At 62.4% G+C, this 17,669-nt stretch carries 28 protein-coding genes and 1 tRNA gene; 15 read left to right on the plus strand and 14 right to left on the minus strand.

The window, feature by feature from the left end; all coding sequences use genetic code 11:
- Nucleotides 1-68: 68 nt before the first annotated feature.
- The 6 genes from IVB47_RS13135 to IVB47_RS13160 all read right to left on the minus strand — a co-directional run bounded on the left by IVB47_RS13135 (nt 69) and on the right by IVB47_RS13160 (nt 3,614).
- Nucleotides 69-1,079 (minus strand): acyltransferase, encoded by a 1,011-nt coding sequence (locus IVB47_RS13135; RefSeq protein WP_155809978.1) that lies wholly within the window; start codon nt 1,077-1,079, stop codon nt 69-71.
- Between the two features lie 170 nt (nt 1,080-1,249).
- Nucleotides 1,250-1,759 carry a hypothetical protein gene (locus IVB47_RS13140; protein ID WP_027569927.1) on the minus strand — a complete coding sequence of 170 codons (510 nt, stop codon included), beginning with the start codon at nt 1,757-1,759 and terminating at the stop codon, nt 1,250-1,252.
- Nucleotides 1,760-1,965: 206 nt separating this feature from the next.
- Nucleotides 1,966-2,172, minus strand: a complete 207-nt coding sequence (locus IVB47_RS13145) for a hypothetical protein (RefSeq protein ID WP_035962874.1) — start codon at nt 2,170-2,172, stop codon at nt 1,966-1,968.
- 309 nt (nt 2,173-2,481) lie between these two features.
- Complete coding sequence (locus tag IVB47_RS13150; protein WP_027569928.1) at nt 2,482-2,754, minus strand: hypothetical protein; 273 nt, start codon at nt 2,752-2,754, stop codon at nt 2,482-2,484.
- A 126-nt stretch (nt 2,755-2,880) separates the two neighbouring features.
- On the minus strand, nt 2,881-3,183 hold the full coding sequence (locus tag IVB47_RS13155) for a hypothetical protein (RefSeq protein WP_247286145.1): 303 nt from the start codon (nt 3,181-3,183) through the stop codon (nt 2,881-2,883).
- Between the two features lie 245 nt (nt 3,184-3,428).
- Nucleotides 3,429-3,614, minus strand: coding sequence for a hypothetical protein (locus IVB47_RS13160; protein WP_007591378.1), 186 nt, complete (start codon nt 3,612-3,614; stop codon nt 3,429-3,431).
- Between the two features lie 411 nt (nt 3,615-4,025).
- On the opposite strand from IVB47_RS13160, the gene IVB47_RS13165 reads away from it, so the two are divergent.
- Both IVB47_RS13165 and IVB47_RS13170 read left to right on the plus strand, forming a co-directional pair.
- Nucleotides 4,026-4,322 carry an HU family DNA-binding protein gene (locus IVB47_RS13165; RefSeq protein WP_007591377.1) on the plus strand — a complete coding sequence of 99 codons (297 nt, stop codon included), beginning with the start codon at nt 4,026-4,028 and terminating at the stop codon, nt 4,320-4,322.
- Nucleotides 4,323-4,482: 160 nt separating this feature from the next.
- Nucleotides 4,483-4,659: a DUF2934 domain-containing protein gene (locus IVB47_RS13170; RefSeq protein ID WP_084462276.1), complete on the plus strand. Its 177-nt coding sequence runs from the start codon at nt 4,483-4,485 to the stop codon at nt 4,657-4,659.
- 238 nt (nt 4,660-4,897) lie between these two features.
- On the opposite strand, the gene IVB47_RS13175 is transcribed toward IVB47_RS13170, so the two are convergent.
- Entirely contained in the window at nt 4,898-5,125 is a 228-nt protein-coding gene (locus tag IVB47_RS13175; protein ID WP_247286144.1) for a hypothetical protein, read from the minus strand.
- A 302-nt stretch (nt 5,126-5,427) separates the two neighbouring features.
- On the opposite strand from IVB47_RS13175, the gene IVB47_RS13180 reads away from it, so the two are divergent.
- Entirely contained in the window at nt 5,428-5,580 is a 153-nt protein-coding gene (locus IVB47_RS13180; protein ID WP_197031199.1) for a hypothetical protein, read from the plus strand.
- A 56-nt stretch (nt 5,581-5,636) separates the two neighbouring features.
- Here the strand turns inward: IVB47_RS13180 and IVB47_RS13185 are convergent, their stop codons facing one another.
- Nucleotides 5,637-6,344: a hypothetical protein gene (locus IVB47_RS13185; protein WP_247462038.1), complete on the minus strand. Its 708-nt coding sequence runs from the start codon at nt 6,342-6,344 to the stop codon at nt 5,637-5,639.
- Between IVB47_RS13185 and IVB47_RS13190 the strand changes: the two genes are divergently transcribed.
- On the plus strand, nt 6,343-6,540 hold the full coding sequence (locus tag IVB47_RS13190) for a hypothetical protein (protein WP_247462039.1): 198 nt from the start codon (nt 6,343-6,345) through the stop codon (nt 6,538-6,540). The genes IVB47_RS13185 and IVB47_RS13190 overlap by 2 nt on opposite strands.
- Here IVB47_RS13190 and IVB47_RS35410 read toward each other — a convergent pair.
- On the minus strand, nt 6,537-6,662 hold the full coding sequence (locus tag IVB47_RS35410; RefSeq protein WP_106943514.1) for a hypothetical protein: 126 nt from the start codon (nt 6,660-6,662) through the stop codon (nt 6,537-6,539). The two genes, IVB47_RS13190 and IVB47_RS35410, sit on opposite strands and share 4 nt — an antisense overlap.
- Before the next feature lie 76 nt (nt 6,663-6,738).
- Entirely contained in the window at nt 6,739-6,969 is a 231-nt protein-coding gene (locus tag IVB47_RS13195) for a hypothetical protein (protein ID WP_247462041.1), read from the minus strand.
- A 281-nt stretch (nt 6,970-7,250) separates the two neighbouring features.
- Here IVB47_RS13195 and IVB47_RS13200 point away from each other — a divergent pair, with 281 nt between their 5' ends.
- On the plus strand, nt 7,251-7,544 hold the full coding sequence (locus IVB47_RS13200; RefSeq protein ID WP_035975008.1) for a hypothetical protein: 294 nt from the start codon (nt 7,251-7,253) through the stop codon (nt 7,542-7,544).
- Nucleotides 7,545-7,611: 67 nt separating this feature from the next.
- Here the strand turns inward: IVB47_RS13200 and IVB47_RS13205 are convergent, their stop codons facing one another.
- Nucleotides 7,612-7,776 carry a hypothetical protein gene (locus IVB47_RS13205; RefSeq protein WP_007610153.1) on the minus strand — a complete coding sequence of 55 codons (165 nt, stop codon included), beginning with the start codon at nt 7,774-7,776 and terminating at the stop codon, nt 7,612-7,614.
- A 294-nt stretch (nt 7,777-8,070) separates the two neighbouring features.
- Here IVB47_RS13205 and IVB47_RS13210 point away from each other — a divergent pair, with 294 nt between their 5' ends.
- The 4 genes from IVB47_RS13210 to IVB47_RS13225 all read left to right on the plus strand — a co-directional run bounded on the left by IVB47_RS13210 (nt 8,071) and on the right by IVB47_RS13225 (nt 10,460).
- Complete coding sequence (locus IVB47_RS13210) at nt 8,071-8,832, plus strand: NAD-dependent protein deacetylase (protein ID WP_247462043.1); 762 nt, start codon at nt 8,071-8,073, stop codon at nt 8,830-8,832.
- A gap of 195 nt (nt 8,833-9,027) precedes the next feature.
- Nucleotides 9,028-9,660, plus strand: a complete 633-nt coding sequence (locus tag IVB47_RS13215; protein WP_018457757.1) for a cold-shock protein — start codon at nt 9,028-9,030, stop codon at nt 9,658-9,660.
- 111 nt (nt 9,661-9,771) lie between these two features.
- Nucleotides 9,772-10,257, plus strand: coding sequence for a DUF192 domain-containing protein (locus IVB47_RS13220; protein WP_247462045.1), 486 nt, complete (start codon nt 9,772-9,774; stop codon nt 10,255-10,257).
- Nucleotides 10,258-10,383: 126 nt separating this feature from the next.
- Nucleotides 10,384-10,460 (plus strand) — tRNA-Pro (locus tag IVB47_RS13225).
- Nucleotides 10,461-10,827: 367 nt separating this feature from the next.
- Here the strand turns inward: IVB47_RS13225 and IVB47_RS35415 are convergent.
- Nucleotides 10,828-10,959 carry a hypothetical protein gene (locus IVB47_RS35415; RefSeq protein WP_256374433.1) on the minus strand — a complete coding sequence of 44 codons (132 nt, stop codon included), beginning with the start codon at nt 10,957-10,959 and terminating at the stop codon, nt 10,828-10,830.
- 334 nt (nt 10,960-11,293) lie between these two features.
- Between IVB47_RS35415 and IVB47_RS13230 the strand changes: the two genes are divergently transcribed.
- Nucleotides 11,294-11,488 (plus strand): hypothetical protein, encoded by a 195-nt coding sequence (locus IVB47_RS13230; RefSeq protein WP_027569933.1) that lies wholly within the window; start codon nt 11,294-11,296, stop codon nt 11,486-11,488.
- 41 nt (nt 11,489-11,529) lie between these two features.
- On the opposite strand, the gene IVB47_RS13235 is transcribed toward IVB47_RS13230, so the two are convergent.
- Nucleotides 11,530-12,699 carry an OpgC domain-containing protein gene (locus tag IVB47_RS13235; protein ID WP_027569934.1) on the minus strand — a complete coding sequence of 390 codons (1,170 nt, stop codon included), beginning with the start codon at nt 12,697-12,699 and terminating at the stop codon, nt 11,530-11,532.
- 259 nt (nt 12,700-12,958) lie between these two features.
- Here IVB47_RS13235 and IVB47_RS13240 point away from each other — a divergent pair, with 259 nt between their 5' ends.
- The 3 genes from IVB47_RS13240 to IVB47_RS13250 all read left to right on the plus strand — a co-directional run bounded on the left by IVB47_RS13240 (nt 12,959) and on the right by IVB47_RS13250 (nt 14,582).
- Entirely contained in the window at nt 12,959-13,264 is a 306-nt protein-coding gene (locus IVB47_RS13240) for an ETC complex I subunit (protein ID WP_007591346.1), read from the plus strand.
- Between the two features lie 260 nt (nt 13,265-13,524).
- Complete coding sequence (locus IVB47_RS13245) at nt 13,525-14,010, plus strand: Lrp/AsnC family transcriptional regulator (RefSeq protein WP_247463149.1); 486 nt, start codon at nt 13,525-13,527, stop codon at nt 14,008-14,010.
- A gap of 272 nt (nt 14,011-14,282) precedes the next feature.
- Nucleotides 14,283-14,582, plus strand: a complete 300-nt coding sequence (locus IVB47_RS13250; protein ID WP_027569935.1) for a DUF3551 domain-containing protein — start codon at nt 14,283-14,285, stop codon at nt 14,580-14,582.
- An 85-nt stretch (nt 14,583-14,667) separates the two neighbouring features.
- Here IVB47_RS13250 and IVB47_RS13255 read toward each other — a convergent pair whose 3' ends face one another.
- Nucleotides 14,668-15,696: an AraC family transcriptional regulator gene (locus IVB47_RS13255; protein ID WP_247462047.1), complete on the minus strand. Its 1,029-nt coding sequence runs from the start codon at nt 15,694-15,696 to the stop codon at nt 14,668-14,670.
- 112 nt (nt 15,697-15,808) lie between these two features.
- On the opposite strand from IVB47_RS13255, the gene IVB47_RS13260 reads away from it, so the two are divergent.
- Nucleotides 15,809-16,981 (plus strand): isovaleryl-CoA dehydrogenase, encoded by a 1,173-nt coding sequence (locus tag IVB47_RS13260; RefSeq protein ID WP_027569937.1) that lies wholly within the window; start codon nt 15,809-15,811, stop codon nt 16,979-16,981.
- A gap of 24 nt (nt 16,982-17,005) precedes the next feature.
- Nucleotides 17,006-17,669 (plus strand): carboxyl transferase domain-containing protein (locus IVB47_RS13265; protein WP_276576870.1); only part of this gene is annotated, 664 nt, incomplete at its 3' end.

Consider the following 17,669-nt stretch of genomic DNA (forward strand, 5'->3'; position numbering starts at 1 on the left):
TATTTGTTCGTGGCCGGCCCCTGACGCAGCCAGGGGCGCACTTTGCCCGGATCAGCGTCGGGAGATGATCACGGAACGGCCGGCAGCGATCGGCGTCTGCGCATCAGACTTAGCTTGCGCCCCCAATCGAGGATCGGTGCCTCAACGGCGACGTGCAAGGCGGCGGCGAGACCGATGGAGAGCAGGATGCCCGCGATGATTGTCCCGACGGTCGACAGAAGCCACAGTCCGTCGAAGCTGGCGATCCATTTCACCACCAGATAATGGACGATATACAACGCGTACGAGATCTTGCCGAGCCATTGCAGCACCGGTGAGAAGGAGCGTCCTTCGATCTCGACAGCGACCACGGTATGGATCAGCAATCCCGCGCCGAGGCCATAGGTCAGGACGCGCGCGAATTGCGGGTCGGCCGCGCCGCGCACGAAAATCCAGTACCACCCGGCCGCGAACAGGCCCGCGGAAACGGCGGGGAAGTGGCGCGAAAAGCGCAATCGTCCGCTTCTCTGGAGATAGGCGATGACAACGCCGGCACCGAATTCCAGCACCAGCGGATGAAAGTAGATCCCGGCCTCCAGGCCGAAGACGAGAGCAAGAATGACCAGGGCGAATCCAGCGAACAAGATCTCGAACAGCCGGTCCGGCTTGATCGCCAGGACGATGGCGACGGCGACGTAGAAGTGCAGTTCGAAAGCCAGCGACCAGGCTGGGCCAAGGTACCAGTTCGGATAGGTCCATGCGAAGATGGTTCCGAGATCGAGAGCGGGTCGGCCGCCCGGCGCCAGCGCGATCCAGGAGGAGCTGACAAACGCCGCCAGCAACACCAGCCAATAGAGCGGAAAAATTCGGAGGGCCCGTCTGAAAGCGAAATCCAGCGGGTTGTGTTGTGCCGTCGCGGTGGTCGCGATGATGAAGCCGGAGATCACGAAAAAGATGTCGACGCCGCTCGCAAGTATCGTCAGCGCACCCTCGGCAAGCTCCGGCCCGACCATGTCGGGTCGCGCACTGATCGCGTGTCCGCAGACCACCGACAGCGCAGCGACGCCGCGCATCGCCTGTACACCCGCGAAGATTCGCACCAAGCCTCGCCACGTTCATTCCAGAATAGTGCAATTTAGGCGAGAAACCCATTAAGGAACAGTTGCGCGGATGCGATAGAATGGGTGTCGGATGCGTTAGGGTGAGGCATGCATCTGAGGCGGATTGATTGCTGTGCCCTTCCTCCAAGGCACGACCACAGGAGCACTCCCTAGCGCTTTGCTTCCTGCTTGCCCCGCCTGATTTCCTCTGCCTCGTCCACCAGCTTCAAGGCGGCGCCGTCGTAGCTCAGCTTCAGCCCACGCCCGACGGTCCATATCCATCCCTCCCGGGCATCCCCGGTTGGCTGGGCGTTGAACTGGTCGGATATCGATTTGACGGCAGCGTCTTGGGGGCCCGGATTGCTCAACTCCGCGTTGACGCGCCAGATGGGATGTTTGGGGTCCGGATTCTTGGGGTCGACGTCGTCGGCAAAGATCGTGACCTTGGCGCCGTCGACTGCGCATTCGAGGACGTAGGAATCGCGAAGCTGACGGCAGCGGTAGCGACGTTGCGTGATGAGCTTGTTGGTCTCGTCGAATGTCATGCCGGGCGAAAAGCCGAGGATGTCGGACTTCTGCACGAGTGCCAGTGACGCAGGCTTCAGAAAGCTCGGCTGGACCGCCACGAGAACGGCCGCGGCAACAACGATCACGCCGGCGACAACAATGGCAATCTTCATCAGCCCCTCGTAAGAAACGTCCGACCATACAACAGCCGGAGCGTTCTACCACCATCGCGCTGCATGGTTCGAGACGTCCGCTATCGTTGGAGGATTGCACCACCGAAAGATCGCATGGTCACATATCGCCTGGTCATGAACGTGAAAAACCGCCCCTGACATGACCAGGGGCGGTTTTTTAGCAAACGGGGTTTTCGAAACGCGGTCTAGTGACCGGTGCCGGGCTTCGTCGTCTTCGGCGGCTTGCCATCTTCGATCCGGCCTTCGTTGCGCAAGTCGCGACCTTCCTGGGCTTTCTTCTGGCTCTCAGGGGACTTGCCGTGTTCGTTCATCTCTTCCTTGATGAACCCGGCGCCTTCCTTCACTTTACCTTCAACGCTCATGACGATCTCCTTGTCCTGGTAATAGGTCAACTCGCGCGAGACCTGACCGTTCCGGTGCGCGCACCTATGTGAGGAGTGCAGTATTGAGGGTGCACTTTGTAAGAGTGCACTTGCCGGGAACAGGTTAGTTGTCAGCGCGTACCGATGCGTTGATGTCGCGGGCAGAAACCGGAAAAATGCGCCGCGTCCAACATCCCCATTGCGTCCGGTTGTCACCCGGCAGTGCGTTGGACAACGCGGCTTCGGGCGACAGGTTTCCATCGGGGACCCGTTATGAAATGGCCGCGCCGCCTTTTGGAAAGCGACGCGGCCAAGAGGCAAGCGATACAGGAAACCGGCTTACTTCATGTTGCTGCGGGTCTTGGTGCCGCCCTGGTCGCTGCCGGGGCCGGAGCCGCCCTGGCCGGAGGCGTCGGGCCTCACCATTCCGCCCTTGCTCGTGCCGTCATGGCTCATGCCCGTCGTGCCCCTCGTCATCGTGCCCTTGTCCGTGTTGTTCATGCCGGGCTTCTGCATGTTGTCCGACTGCGCGGCGGGGCCGGTCTGGGTCTGGGCAAAGGCAGAGCCGCACATGAGGCCGAGGGCGGCGGTCGCAATGATGAACTTCTTCATCTCAAACTCCTGGTTGGTTGAGTGGGCCAACGGGAGTGCAGAAGCCGTGTTCCTAAAACTGGGCGTTCCGGAGTGCAAAAATTCTCGTCTGCGCGCGAACCGCTATCGACTTCCTTTGAAAACGCTCTAAGCCGCAATGCGCTGGTCGGCCGGGCCCGTCAGGTGCTTGAGCACTTCCGCATGCTCCAGGTCGGGAACCGCGATGGCCGTGTGGCTGTAGCTCGCATTGGTTCGTGATTTTGCAATCTGGTCCAGGATCTCGCCGCCCTTGATGACGTGGAGGCCCATGCCCTCTCCGGACGGGAAGATCGCGAGCACCACGTCATAGGCGGTGATGACGGCGCGAAGCGCTTCGGCCTTGTCTTCGGCAATTTCGACGAACACGCGAACATCGGCCGCGAGTTCACGCAGCTCGTTAAAATCCAGCACTTTGAGTTACTCCAACGCAACGATACTGAGAGGAGCTTGGAGGCGTTAGGTTACCGAAGTCTCAACGGCGCATGCCCGGCCACAGGTTTCTCGAGCAGGCGCCCCCCGCGAGGCGATAGACAAGCGGGCATTGCCGCCTGCTCGGCAATGCGCCGGCACGGAAAGAACATCTGGAACGGGGAGGGACGAAGCGCGCCTATACCCCTAAGGGCGTCACACGATGCGCGCCTGACTTTATGCGCGCTTTACTTGGCGTATCCCTGGGAGCGGAGCCACGCGATCTTGCGGTCGCCGTTGATCCAGTCGTCGGCATCTGCCTTGCTGGTGAAGCCCTTGATTTCGCGCTGTTCGCTGTCCGGGTAATCCGCCAGGATTTTCCAGTCGTTGTCTGCAATGCGGACGGTTTTGAAGGTCACTTTTGTTTTTGCCATGCCGCATTATGCAGGAGATGACCGGAAAAGAGAACCTGCCTTGTGACGGTCACCCGCGGGGCCCCAGGCGCAGACCTGGGGGCCAGCCTGATCGGCATTGCGCGGCCGGGTCCCCCGGAAAAGGCGAAAGCCCCGCCTGGGGGAAGCGGGGCTCTCTGATGGGGGTGAAGCTTGGGGACTTCAAAGAGTTAGACGCCTCAGGAAGAAAATGGTTCAACGCGGAAACGGCGCAAGCTGCGGCATCTTTGCCGGGGCGTCCGGGCTCCCCCAGAACCCCCTGCTTGCGTTTTGGGCGTCGATGGGTTCTAAGCCCCGTCACTTCATGAAAGTTGGCATGAATCAGAAGCGCGTTGCGCGGTTGGACCGCGTCCTGAGCAAAGCCTGCTCGCGCGCACAGAAGGAAATTCAGACATGGCGAAGATGACCAAGACTCAGTTGATCGATGCAATTGCCGAGGGTACGCAGCTGTCGAAGAACGACGTGAAGTCGGTCATCGAGTACATGGCAACCGTCGGCTACAAGGAGCTCAACGAGTCCGGCGAGTTCGTCATTCCCGGCTTCGTCAAGATGTCGGTTGTGAACAAGCCGGCGACCGAAGCCCGCATGGGCGTCAATCCCTTCACCAAGGAGCCGATGCAGTTCGCCGCGAAGCCGGCGAGCAAGTCGGTGAAGGCCTCGCCGCTGAAGGTGGCCAAGGACTCCGTCTAAGGGCTCGCCAAGGGCTCGCGTTTTCGTTGTGGACCCTCTTTTTCGCGGAGTGCTGCCGCGGAGTGCTGCAATGACCGCTTGCTTGTGCTGAACCAATAAGGAACTCTCTTAGGGAACTCTCGGGCGTCGTCAGGCTTTGCTTCCGAAAGGGAGAAATCACATGACTGGTCTCAGTGAAGTAGAGATTCGAAACCGCGCCTATCACCTCTGGAAGGAGGCCGGCGAGCCCGCGGGCACGATGGACACCTTCTGGTACGAGGCCGAAAAGGAGCTTCTCGCCGAGCGGACCAAGCAAAGCGAAGTCCCGCCCGGGATGACCGACAATCTGCCGGTCTGACTTTGCTGGTCTAAGAGGCGGACAGGCGCGAGCGTCGACAGTTCTCAAAGCAGCCACCCGGCGTAACGCCCGGGTGGCTGCTTTGCTGTTCGGCCACCGCTTGGATGGCGGCCGCCTAAAAGAAAAACCCCGGGCTTAGGGACCGGGGCTCTTCAAGCTGGTCGGCCGCGTCGCGACATGCCGCCAGCACCACTGAGTTCGGCTTGACAACGCGAGACGAAAAAATTCGTTCCGGCGGCTACTCCGCCGACACGGAGACGTCGACGATCGCCGGCGTATCGACCTGGCGCTCGCGCCAGACGACGAGATCGCATTTGGGATTGAGCCACTGATACTCGGAGCCGCGCGCCTTCAGGTGCGCGAGCGCTGCATCATGTGCGGCGGTCTGATCCGGCGCCTCGACCATGATTTCCACGGTCTCCTCGATCTGACGCACCACCTCGACGGCGTAGTATTTTCTGGTCACGGTCCCTCGCTCCGGAATGACTAACGGGGAGGGCCATGGCGCGTTCCCCAAAAGAAAAACCCCGCGCTTTCGCACGGGGCCTTCCTGGCTGGCCGCGATGGGATTTCAGCGCCGCGCCGCCGGCCGCGTTCTCGAACTTAAGGTTGAAAAACCAAAAAGCAACCGCGCCGACGCGCGGAAGGCTCAGAAAGGCTCGAGACGATGGACCCCGCGAATTTCGCGGGGAAAGGCTGGACTTTTTGTTCTTAGTTTGTTCTAGTGAAGTATCTCTTTTGGCGGCGACCATTTGGTTGGAGGTGCCCATGACTGTCGAGAAACAACGCGAAGTGATCAGGCTCTGGAATCAGCTCAGGAAGCTCGAAGGTCCGGCCGCGGAAGAACTCCGCATCCAGATCCTCGAATGCTTTTCGGAGAAGGATCTGTCGGGGAAGGAGACGGTGAAGCGCGCGGCGTGATGAGCGTCGCACTACGTCGATGATAACAGGCCAATCGCGCCTGCCTTCACCGATCGTTAGGGATCGTTTTGCGCTGATTCCTCGACTCCGATTCGTTCCTTGCGAACGAAATAGAGTCGGATGCAGAACAAGCCGTGGCTTCTGTGTCGATGCGGGACATGCCCTTCCTGACCAAGCCGGCGTGATGCTTGGCACAGTCCCGTTGGCGTCTCCTCGCTACGAGATGAGGCGAGGGAGACGCGACATGGATGCGTGCTGGTTTCTCGAGATGTTTGCCGAGATCGCAAAAGTGTTTTGGTATGACCGGCACCCGCGCTTGCGCAAAGGCAGGCCGTCGGTGCCGCAGGTGCCACCGCGATCGAAATCCGAAGACGCGATGTGAGCGCGCGATCGTTGGCGATGATGCCACCGTTTGCGTACAAACGAAGTGTTAAGACCTGCTTCGCGCCGATTTCTGCGATTCCGATTCGTTCTTCGAGAACGAAAGGCAGGTGAAGCTGGAACAAAGCCGGACGGCGGATCGCCACAAGCTCCGCAGCCGCGGCTTTCGCGAGAGCTTGAGGCGGCTCGCCAAGTTCTGGAGACGCTTGGCCAATTCCTAACGGAAGATTGCCGCGAAGCCGATAACCCTGTTCGGTTAGGTTAAAAGCCCAATCGCGTTGCGCTTGCCGCTGCTTGGGATAGGTGTGTCTGGCGACGTCTGGAAACGACTTTGCCAACAAGCGACTTTGGCCAACGAGCAATTTTGCCAAGAACGAATTCATGACACCTTTTTCACAACCGAGCTTTTATCAGGGCGACCGCCACACCTACCGGCGCGTCGCCATCGTCGGCACGCTCTTTTGTCTGGCGTTCGTGGTGATCAGCTTCTCGCTGCGGCCACAGCTCGAGGACACGCGTGTCGCGGTCAAGGCCGACAGGCTGATGCGCACGGCGGGCCAGCCACCTCACACGAATTAACGGTCGTCGCCGGAGATCTGATGGTCGGCGCAATTCCCTGGGCACGCGGTGCCATGTGAGGCGAGCGCCACGAAACCGGCATAACCGGACAGGTTGAGCAGGACTTCGAGCCAAACGGGCATGTCGGCCTCTTTTCTCCTTGAAGTTACGGCAACGTGCGCGCGAAGCGCCTGTTCCCGGACAAGACGGACTGGCGCCTCAAAGCGGGGTGCTGGGGTCGAGCCGCCGGCCGAGGGCGCCTACGGACTCGCTCGACGGCTGTTCCTTAAGGAACTCGGCAATGGCCCGCGCCAACTCGCCGTCGCTCATCGGCGTCGGCGGCGGGCGCAGCGTGCCGACGCCGAAACTGCGGACGATCTCGTCGTAATGCTGATCGCCGGATCTGGGAACCAGCCTGCGGATACGGGCCAGCAATCTGGATATCGGCACTTTATCCTCCTGGACGCTCCCCGCTGGCAGCAATTGTGCTGCGTTGCCAATTTGCCGTCCGTGAAACTGAAAACCCCGCCAGCATTGGTGATGCTGACGGGGTCTTCGTGCTGTTGCCTCAACCGGATGGCGGAGGCGTCCGCACTTGAACAAGCAATTCGCGGAACGCGCGCCTGTTCCATGCGTGGCGGATTTAATCCCAGCCCGGTTCCACAGCCTTGCACGCAACCATCGCACCGCGCCGGCGTTGTCTATGCGAGATACGAAGGAGGAGATTGATGATGAGAAAGACACTGGCAGTTCTGGCTACCGTTGCGGCCGTCGGCGTGACCGCGGTCGCGGCGCCTGCGCCTGCCGAGGCGCGCGGCCGCGGCATCGGTCCGGGTCTCGCATTCGGCCTCGCTGCCGGCGCCATCACCGCGGGCGCCGTCGCCGCGTCCCATCCTTACGGCTACGGCTACGGCCCGGGGTACGGCTACTATGGCCGCCCCGCTTATGCTTACGGCCCCGGTCCGTACGCCTACTACGGCGATGGACCGTACTACCGCCGCCACCATTATTACCGTCACTGGTAACGGCTGACCAAATGAAAAGCCCGGAGCAACGCTCCGGGCTTTTTTCATGCTCGGTGATGTGGTGTCGTTACGGCCAGAGCGAGGGCCGCTCCACCTTGCGCGCGTTGTCGAGCGTCGACACGAAATACTCGTCACGCTCGCGCTTGAATTTTTCCTGGGTGGCACGGAAGGCGGCGACACGGGCGGCGATCTCTTCGCGTTCGCGGATTTTACGTTGTTCGTCCTCGGTCATTTCAAATCCCCTCTGCACGTGAGCATGTGTCCTACTGAACTCAAGCACTGCCGCCGCAATCACGTTGAGTCGCGTCAACACATGCATTGGCGCTTCTGATTGGGGCGTCAATGGGGAGGAGGCATTGCAGGATTGTGATAAGCGAGGGGCGGAAAAAATTGCCGACCACGTCGTGCGCCGCGGTGGATAACCGCGTCAACAATCTTGTCGCTTGCGCATGTTGCAGCTAGCGCAAAAACAAATCGGCAAAACCGATCGGCCAAGCCAATCGGCAAAGCAAAACGGGAGGCCGCGTTGATTGCATCGGATCTTCGCAGCGGCGTCGAGCGTCTCGGCGACATGATCGCCGAAGCCAAACGGATCGTGCCGTTCACCGGCGCCGGCATCTCGACCGAGTGCGGCATCCCCGACTTCCGCTCGCCGGGCGGAATTTGGACGCGCAACCGCCCGATCCCATTCGACGAGTTCGTCGCCAGCCAGGAGGCGCGCGACGAATCCTGGCGCCGGCGCTTCGCGATGGAGGAGGTCTTTGCGGCGGCCAGGCCCGGCCGCGGCCATCGCGCGCTCGCCTCGCTCTACCGTGCCGGCAAGGTTCCCGCGATCATCACCCAGAACATCGACAATCTGCACCAGGCCTCAGGCGTCGCGAGCGACCACGTGATCGAACTTCACGGCAACACCACGTATGCGCGCTGCATCGGATGCGGTCAGGCCTATCCGCTTGATTGGGTCAAGCGCCGCTTCGACGAGGAGGGCGCCGCGCCCAACTGTACCGTGTGCGACGAGCCGGTGAAGACCGCCACGATCTCCTTCGGCCAGATGATGCCTGAGGACGAAATGCAGCGCGCGACCGCGCTGTCGCAAGCCTGCGACCTCTTCATCGCGATCGGTTCCTCGCTGGTGGTATGGCCGGCCGCGGGCTTTCCGATGATGGCGAAGAGATCAGGCGCACGTCTGGTGATCGTCAATCGCGAGCCCACCGAGCAGGACGACATCGCCGACCTCGTGATCCGCCACGACATCGGCGAAACGCTCGGGCCCTTTGTTGGTAATTGAGGCAATTTGATTCGCGGCTGTGCAAGCTGTTCATAGGTTCCGCCGAATCTCTTTTTTGTCTATGCGTCGCAACCGGGAGTGTTATCTTTTGAGTCGAAAGATTCGCGTCGCGTCGAGTTGAGAAGATTCTCTAAAGACGCGTGATTCGGCGCCGCCATTCAGGCGGGTTGCATGGCATGTGTGGGGTCCGGGGTTATGGGGTCGTCGGACGGATTTGAGTCCAAGAAGGTCGGAGTTCCCGCGGTGGGCGAACACGGCGGTGGCGGTCGCGACAGCGCACTCAGTCCGTTCACCGGACTTGGTGAGAGCAGCGCCAACCTCGTCGAGGTTCACGGCGTCATCAAATGGTTCGACGCCTCAAAGGGCTACGGCTTCATCGTTCCCGACAATGGCTGGCCCGACGTGCTCCTGCACGTTACCGTGCTTAGGCGCGACGGCTTCCAGACCGCCTACGAGGGCGCCCGCATCGTCGTCGAGTGCATTCAGCGCGCCAAGGGCTACCAGGCGTTCCGTGTGGTCTCGATGGACGAATCCACGGCGATCCATCCGGCGCAGATGCTGCCGCCGCGCACCCATGTCACGGTGACCGCGACCAGCGGGCTGGAACGGGCTCAGGTCAAATGGTTCAACCGGCTGCGCGGTTTCGGCTTCCTGACCTGCGGCGAGGGCACGCCCGACATCTTCGTGCACATGGAGACGCTGCGCCGCTTCGGCATGACCGAGTTGCGGCCCGGCCAGTATGTCCTAGTCCGCTTCGGACCCGGCTCCAAGGGCATGATGGCGGCCGAGATCCATCCCGAGACGGGATCGCCGGTTTCGTCCCACTAATTCCATTCCCGCGATCGTGAGCAGAGGCGCGCTGGCTGGCCGGCGCGCCTCTGGCTTTTCCGGCGACCGACACGTAAGGACTGGTCCAGTCCCACGCCTCGAGAGCCATCCATGAATTTCGATCGAAAGGCCGTCTTCGCCGTTGCGAAGGGCTGGCTTGCCGCCATCCTCGTCATCGCCGGCTGTGCCGTCGGGAGCGCACCCGTCCGCGCCGCCAGCTTGCAGCCGGTCGAGATCGTCACCAGGAACGGCGTGCAGGTGTTCTCGGTCGAGATCGCGACCACCGAGGAGGAGAAGCAGACCGGCCTGATGTACCGCAAGGACCTGGCGGACGGCAAAGGCATGCTGTTCGACTTCAATCCTGAGCAGGAGGTGTCGATGTGGATGAAGAACACCTACGTCTCGCTCGACATGATCTTCATTCGCGCCGACGGCCGCATCCTGCGCATCGCCGAAAATACCGAGCCGATGTCGACAAAGATCATCTCATCCAGGGGGCCCGCGCGGGCCGTTCTGGAGGTGGTGGCGGGGACGGCGCAAAAATATGGTATCCGCGCCGGCGACCGCGTCGGCCACCCGCTGTTCGGCAGCAAGTAGGCGGGCAAGGGGCTATTGGCAGGGCCATTGCCCCCGTCCTGACGGTCTTTTGGGAAGCTTGCTGGCGCCTTTGGAAGGCTTGCTGGCGCTTTGGGAAGCGTGTATCGACGGGGCTCGCCGGACATTCGGGGTATAGCGCAGCCTGGTAGCGCGGCAGTTTTGGGTACTGCAGGTCGTTGGTTCGAATCCAGCTGCCCCGACCAGTCCGGAGGTGGGTCGGAACGGCACCAGAGAACAACAGCCATTCGGCGAGGCGCCAGGCGATCCAGGCGAGCGCGGTTTCCAGCCGAGCGCGGCGATCCAGGCCAAGCCGACCAGCCGCGTTCGATGCAGATGCCGGAGCTGCCAAAGCCTTCCTAAACCCTCGGCGCTCATTCCCTGCGCAACGCGACTTCCGCGCGATTTTTCAAGGCATTGGGCGGGTCGGACGGCGCGGAAATCGTAAAACTTTGTCGAACCTTTAGGCGTCGCCCTAGACATATAGGTGTTGGGGGATTTCAGCGCCCAATGCCTAACGGACGCCGCCAAGCGATGATATTCCGCTTGCGCGGCGTTACGCTTTTCCAACCATCAGTTCGTCGCGTACCAGCCGAACGGAAACGGCAGGAACGGCCAGGCCAGCTGATTGTCGTTGGCGACCTTCCGCGGCTCTTGCTCCGGCGTCTTGGCGGGCAGAGCAGGCGGCGTCGAATGCAGCGCCAAGCGCAGACATGCACATTGCAAATTCATCGTGGTGGCCCCCGCCCATCAATCGTTTTCAAAAATTCGCGTCAGCCTGGAAATCACCGCGCGTCCTCAAAACGACGCGCTCATTCTCAAATCGCACACAGTCTAGGAAAATCGGCGAGCGCTTTCAACCGGTCTTGCCACGCGCTCACAGGAAGTAAGGTTGACCGGTTAGGTTAAGGGCGAGCGGTTGTTGCGGCCGCCTTCGCGGCTGTTATCAGATCGGTCCGGCTCGCGATGGGTTGCCTGAATTCGTGCTCACACGACATCACAGTTCGTCGCAGTGCTCGTATCCTGTGAGTTCTGCATCATGTCTTTCGATCGCAACGTCCGAACCACCGGTCCGCAGGCGAGCTGGACCGAGATCTGGCACCTCTGGACCGTGCTCGTGCCGCGCCGCTCGATCAACGGGCAGCTCGTTTACGGCAAGGTCTGGCGCCGCCACGACGGCCGCGACTGGATCTACAAGAAATTCACCGAGTACGATAGCGAAGCGGCGGCCTGAAGCGGCGTCGCTGTCGTCCGGCGCGGTATCGCTGCTGCCCTTCAAGCGGCCTTTGCGGCCGCAGGCTTGGGCGGCGGCGGCTTCAGCGGCTTGTCCTGCTTTTTCGACCAGGAGATGTAATAGGCCACCGTCGTCATGATCGCGATGCCGGCGACGCTGACGAAGATCTGCGCGAACAGCGAGCCCGAGCTCATCGACAGCTCGAAATGACCGACGAAGGACAGGAACACGCCGACGCAGAACACGGCGAGCGACTGCTGGCCGCACACGATGATGGGGTCGAACCCTTTCCATTCCAGGCCCGGCCAGTCCTTCGGCACGAAGCGGATCACCAGGATCACGATCACGACGAAGTGGATGAAGCGGTAGGGCGCGAGGTTGGTCTTGTCGTTCGGGTTGAATGCCGAGAACAGCCATTCCGGGAACATGCCGCCGAGGGTCGGGAAACGACCAGCCATGGTCATGACCAGCGCGAACAGCATGTAACCGAGACAGAGCCACAGGGTGACCGGCGCGTTGATCAGCGTCATCGAGCGCCGCGCGCCACCCATGGCGCACCAGGCGCCGAATACGAATAGCACCTGCCAGGCATACGGGTTGAAGTACCACTGGCCGGCCGGATAGGCGGTCAGGTTCAGGCCGAAATGCCGGGCGGCGAGCCACAGCACGATTGAGAGCGCCATGGTGAGGTCTGGCTTGCGCAGCATGAACCAGAGCACCGGCGGAAACAGTCCCATCAGCACGATGTAGAGTGGCAGCACGTCGAGATTGAGTGGCTTGAAGCGCAGGAACAGGCCCTGGCGCAGCGTCTCGGTGGCGTTGTCGACCAGGCCGGCGACGTTGAACTCGTTGATCATCTCTGAATCGCCGAAGCGCAGCGCCAGATAACTGATCGAGGCGATGTAGATCACGAACAGGATGATGTGAGCGACGTAGAGCTGCCAGACCCGCTTGGTCAGCCTGGTGGCGCCGACCAGGAAGCCGCGCTCGAGCATCATCCGCGCATACACGAAGGATGCGGTGTAGCCGGAGATGAAGACGAACAGATCGGCAGCGTCGGAAAAGCCGTAATTGCGGGTGGTGATCCAGTTCACCACGTTGTCGGGGATATGGTCGAGGAAGATCGCCCAGTTCGCAATGCCGCGAAACAGGTCGAGCCTGAGGTCACGGCCCTTCTCGGGGAGCGTGGCGTTGATGTTCAGGAAGGACATGCGACGGGAGCTTTCGGAGGGGACGGACAGGGAGATGTCAACGAAGCAGGGGCGCCGGGCGAGACCCCGGCGCGGAAGGCGGGTACGCAATTGTCACGATGCAGCATAATGATTATACCCATCGGCGAGCCATCCCGGGGGCCGGAATCACCGATCAGTTCCCAAAAGGTGTCTCTATACTATGCCCGCGGTTTCCACCAACTGCTACCGTGACGCATCGAAATCGGACGAAAAGACGAACAAGAGGCCCGGATCATCCATGACCGCACGCATTTTCAAGCCCGCCAAGAACGCGATGCAATCCGGCCGGTCGAAGACCAAGGAATGGCAGCTCGACTACGAGCCCGAGCAGCCGCGCGCGGTCGAGCCGCTGATGGGCTGGACCTCGTCCGGCGACATGAAGCAGCAGATCACGCTGCACTTCCACAGCAAGGAAGAGGCGGTCGCCTATTGCGAGCGCAAGGGCATCGCCTATCAGGTGATCGAGCCGAAGGAATCGGTGCGCCGTCCAGTCGCCTATGCGGACAATTTCTCGTTCCGCCGCGGCGAGCCCTGGACGCATTGAAGGCGGGCCACGCGTCGAGACTCTCGTCGTGCCCGGGCTTGCCGTCTCGCTGAAGCGTCGCCGGCCCAACACCGAATGCCCGGCGAAGCCTTGATGGAGCCGGGTCCCGGGCATCTACGTTTTAGCCTCCCCGTGAAAAGCCGCGGATGGCCGGGACAAGCTCGGCCAACCATGCGGATACCTCCTATCGTCCTGCCCTTGGCAGCCATTCCGCCCCGTGCTTCGCTGCCGCGCAAGACAGGCTCATGGCGAGGTGGGGTATGGCGGGGCGTGACCAACTCGACGGCGTCGATCTGAAAATACTCTCCGAATTGCAGCAGGACGGGCGGGTTCGCAACAACGAGCTGGCGCTGCGCGTCGGGGTGTCCGGGCCCAACTGCGTGAGGCGGCTGAGATCGCTGTTCAGTAGCGGCGTGATCCGGGCGGTGCGCGCCGTCATCGACGAGCGGCTGCTCGGCTACGAGGTGGTGTCGTTCGTCTCGATCCAGCTCGGCAGCCAGGCCCAGCCGGTGCTGGCGGCGTTCGAGAGCTCGATCGCCGCGATCCCGCGCATCCAGCAGTGCTGGCGGATTTCGGGCGACACCGACTATCTTCTCAAATGCGTGGCGCCGAGCGTCGAGAGCATGCGCCAGCAGCTCCTGCATTTCGCCGCGATGCCGAACGTGAAGAACGTCCGGAGCTTCCCGGTGCTGGGTGTGGCGAAGGACGTGCCGCTGCCGTTGCAGGAGATCGCGGCGGCAGGATAGTTCGGCGGGGACGGGTGCCAAAGCGTGGCGGGCACAACGACATCCAATATTCCGAAGGCGCGGGAGTGATCCCCTTGTCGGGATACAGGTTCGGATAAGACGGATAAAACATAAGTAACTCACCTAACTGTGACATGTGATTTGGGAAGTTCTGCAATGCGCCGAGCCGTGATTGCCGGTTCCTGGCGCTGGCCTACATGCGAGCTGTGAACCTCAGCCTGCGTCGCATGCCGAGGCCTCTTTTCTGGGACCCTGAAGCAGGAAAAGACAACATGACCCCGACCTCGAAGACGTTCGTCGCATCCGCTGCGACGCTGTTTGCATCTGCGTTTCTCATGATGACCGCGCCGGCTGCCCAGGCAGAAGACTACTGCATCACCAATGGCGCCCAGGCCGCACACGGCTGCGGCTATCCGACGATGGAGGCCTGCCGGGCCGCGGCCGGCGGCATCGGCGGCTCGTGCTCGCAGAGCGGCGGCGCGAAGACTTCGACCGACGCGCTTGCCTTCCAGCCGAAGCAGACGCAGTCGCGCACCAAGCTTCGCCCGGGTGGGCAGACCAACTCGAACTGATCGAGACCGGTTTCGAAATGTTGCGGCCTCCGAGTTGGATCTCGGAGGCTACAACAGCATGACAGCCCGCGCGTCAGCGATACCGTCAGCGATACCTGCCGCGAAACTCGCGCGGTGAGGCGCCGGCCCAGGTGCGGAAGGCGCGGGAAAAGCTCTTCTCGTTGCGGAAGCCCGCGATCTCCGCGATCCGCTTGATCGGGTTACGACCGCGCATCAGCTCCTGCTTGGCGAGCTCGAATTTTGCCTCTTCCTTGAGATCGCGCAGCGAGGTCGCTTCATCGCGCAGGCGCCGATGCATGGTGCGGGTGGAGAGCGCCAGCTCGCTCGCGACATCCTCGGCTCCGAGGCTGCGTCCGCGCGCATTGCGGAGCACGCGGCGAACGCGCTCGACCAGGAGCCGGTCGCGCCGATAGGGTAGCACGGTCAGCCGCAGCGCGCCCTTGAGCATGTTGTCGAGGTCCGCCGCGCTACGGGTGAGCGGCAGCGACAGATAATGCTTGTCGAAGGTGATGGAAGCTCGGTCCGCATCGAAGCGGATGTTTCGGCAAAAGATGGTCGGATAGACCGAGACGTGGCCGGGCTCGGGGTGCGGAAATTCCGCGGCGCGAAGCGCGATCCTGGAATCCACGGCCCAGCAGGAAAAGCCGAGAGCATAGCGGAGCAGGGTGACCAGGCAGAATTCGCGTAAAGGCCCGAGGTCACGCAGCTCGCGGATGGACACCACGGCGGTCTCCTCGCCGACGGCGAGATCGAGCAGCACGTCCTCGGTCAGCAGGCGGTGGTGCCGGCACCAGCGCTTGAGCGCGACCTCCAGCGTCGGGGCGGTGATCGAGGCGCGGCACAGCATGCCGTAGGTGCCGAAGGGCAGCCGCCGCGAGAACCAGCCGAGCGCCTCGTCGTCGAGTTCGCGCATGGCATGACCGGCCAGCGCCTCGAACTGGCCGGCCGTGACCCGCCCATCCGGAGAATTGACAAGGTCTGGCGTTACCTGACCCCGGCTCAGCGCCTCGGTCGGATCGCGGCCGTAGCGTTCGTAAGCGGCAACGACGCCGCGGACGAAGGCGGCAGGGGTCACGGCACGGCGCGGGATCGCGGTTGCGACTTGAAAAGGCATCGGACATCCTCTGGAAGAATCCTCGCCAAGTTTGGCGGAAAATGCAACCTTTTCGACCGCAGAAGGGCCCCGATGCCGCTAGGTTTGGTCCCCAAAACACGGAGGAATCGCCTTGAATATCCCGAGCATCGATTTCGATCTGGGCGAAGATATCAGCATGCTGCGCGACACGCTGCGCGCCTTCGTGGAGGCGGAGATCGCCCCGCGTGCCGCCGATATCGAGAAAGCCAATCTGTTCCCGGCGGACCTCTGGAAGCGCTTCGGCGACCTCGGCCTGCTCGGCATGACCGCGCCGGAGCAATATGGCGGCTCCAACATGGGCTATCTCGCCCATATCGTCGCGATGGAGGAGATTTCGCGCGGCTCGGCCGCGGTCGGGCTCTCCTACGGCGCGCACTCCAATCTCTGCGTCAACCAGATCCGCCGCAACGGCAATGATGCGCAGCGCGAGCGCTATCTGCCAAAGCTGATCTCCGGCGAGTTTGTCGGCGCGCTCGCGATGTCCGAGCCCGGCGCCGGCTCAGACGTCGTCTCGATGAAGCTGCGCGCCGACAAGCGCGGCGACCGCTACGTACTCAACGGCTCGAAGATGTGGATCACCAATGGCGGCGATGCCGACGTGCTGGTGGTCTACGCAAAGACCGATCCGGAAGCGGGCCCGCGCGGCATGACCGCCTTCCTGGTCGAGAAGGGGGCCAAGGGCTTCACCCACGGCCAGCATCTGGACAAGCTCGGCATGCGCGGCTCCAACACCTATCCGCTGTTTTTCGACGAATGCGAGGTGCCGGAGGAGAACGTGCTCGGCAAGGTCGGCGAGGGCGTCAGGGTGCTGATGTCCGGCCTCGACTATGAGCGTACCGTCCTCTCTGGCGGGCCACTCGGGATCATGGCGGCCTGCATGGACGCGGTGGTGCCCTACATGCACGAGCGCAAGCAGTTCGGCCAGCCGATCGGCGACTTCCAGCTCATGCAGGGCAAGCTTGCCGACATGTATGCGACCTGGCAGGCCACGCGCGCCTATGTCTATGCGGTGGGGCGTGCCTGCGACCGCGCCGATCACGCGCGCAGCTTGCGCAAGGACGCCGCCGCTGCGATCCTCTATTCCGCCGAGAAGGCGACGTGGATGGCGGGTGAGGCGATCCAGGCGCTGGGCGGGGTCGGCTACACCTCCGAATTTCCGGTCGGACGTCTGTGGCGCGATGCAAAGCTCTACGAGATCGGCGCCGGCACCTCGGAGGTCCGGCGCATGCTGATCGGTCGCGAATTGATGGCTGAGACGGCTTAAAACCTTCACGCAATTGGAATAAACATGCCGCTCCATTCCAGCATCGATACGTCTTCATCGGACTTTGCGCGCAATTCCGAGGCCATGCGCACCCTCGTCGCGGATCTGCGCGAAAAGCTGAGCCAGGTCGCCGGCGGCGGCGGCGAGGTCTCGCGCAACCGCCACACCTCGCGCGGCAAGATGCTGGCGCGCGAGCGCGTCGACCTCTTGGTCGATCCCGGCACCGCGTTCATGGAGCTGTCGCCGCTCGCGGCCTATGGCCTTTACGGCGGCGACGTGCATTCGGCGAGCGTCGTCACCGGGGTCGGGCGCATCGCGGGCCGCGAATGCGTGATCGTCGCTAATGACGCCACCATCAAGGGCGGCACCTATTATCCCATGACCGTGAAGAAGCATCTGCGCGCGCAGGACGTGGCGCGGCAGAACAATCTTCCCTGCGTCTACATGGTCGATTCCGGCGGCGCCTTCCTGCCGCTGCAGGACGAGATCTTTCCGGACGAGCGTCACTTTGGCCGCATCTTCTACAACCAGGCCCAGATGTCCTCGCAAGGCATCCCGCAGATTGCGATCGTGATGGGCTCCTGCACCGCTGGCGGCGCCTATGTGCCGGCGATGTCGGACGAGAGCATCATCGTGCGCAACCAGGGCACGATCTTCCTCGGCGGGCCGCCGCTGGTGAAGGCGGCGA

Origin of the sequence: Bradyrhizobium sp. 62 (assembly GCF_023073035.1) — a bacterium.
GTDB lineage: Bacteria > Pseudomonadota > Alphaproteobacteria > Rhizobiales > Xanthobacteraceae > Bradyrhizobium.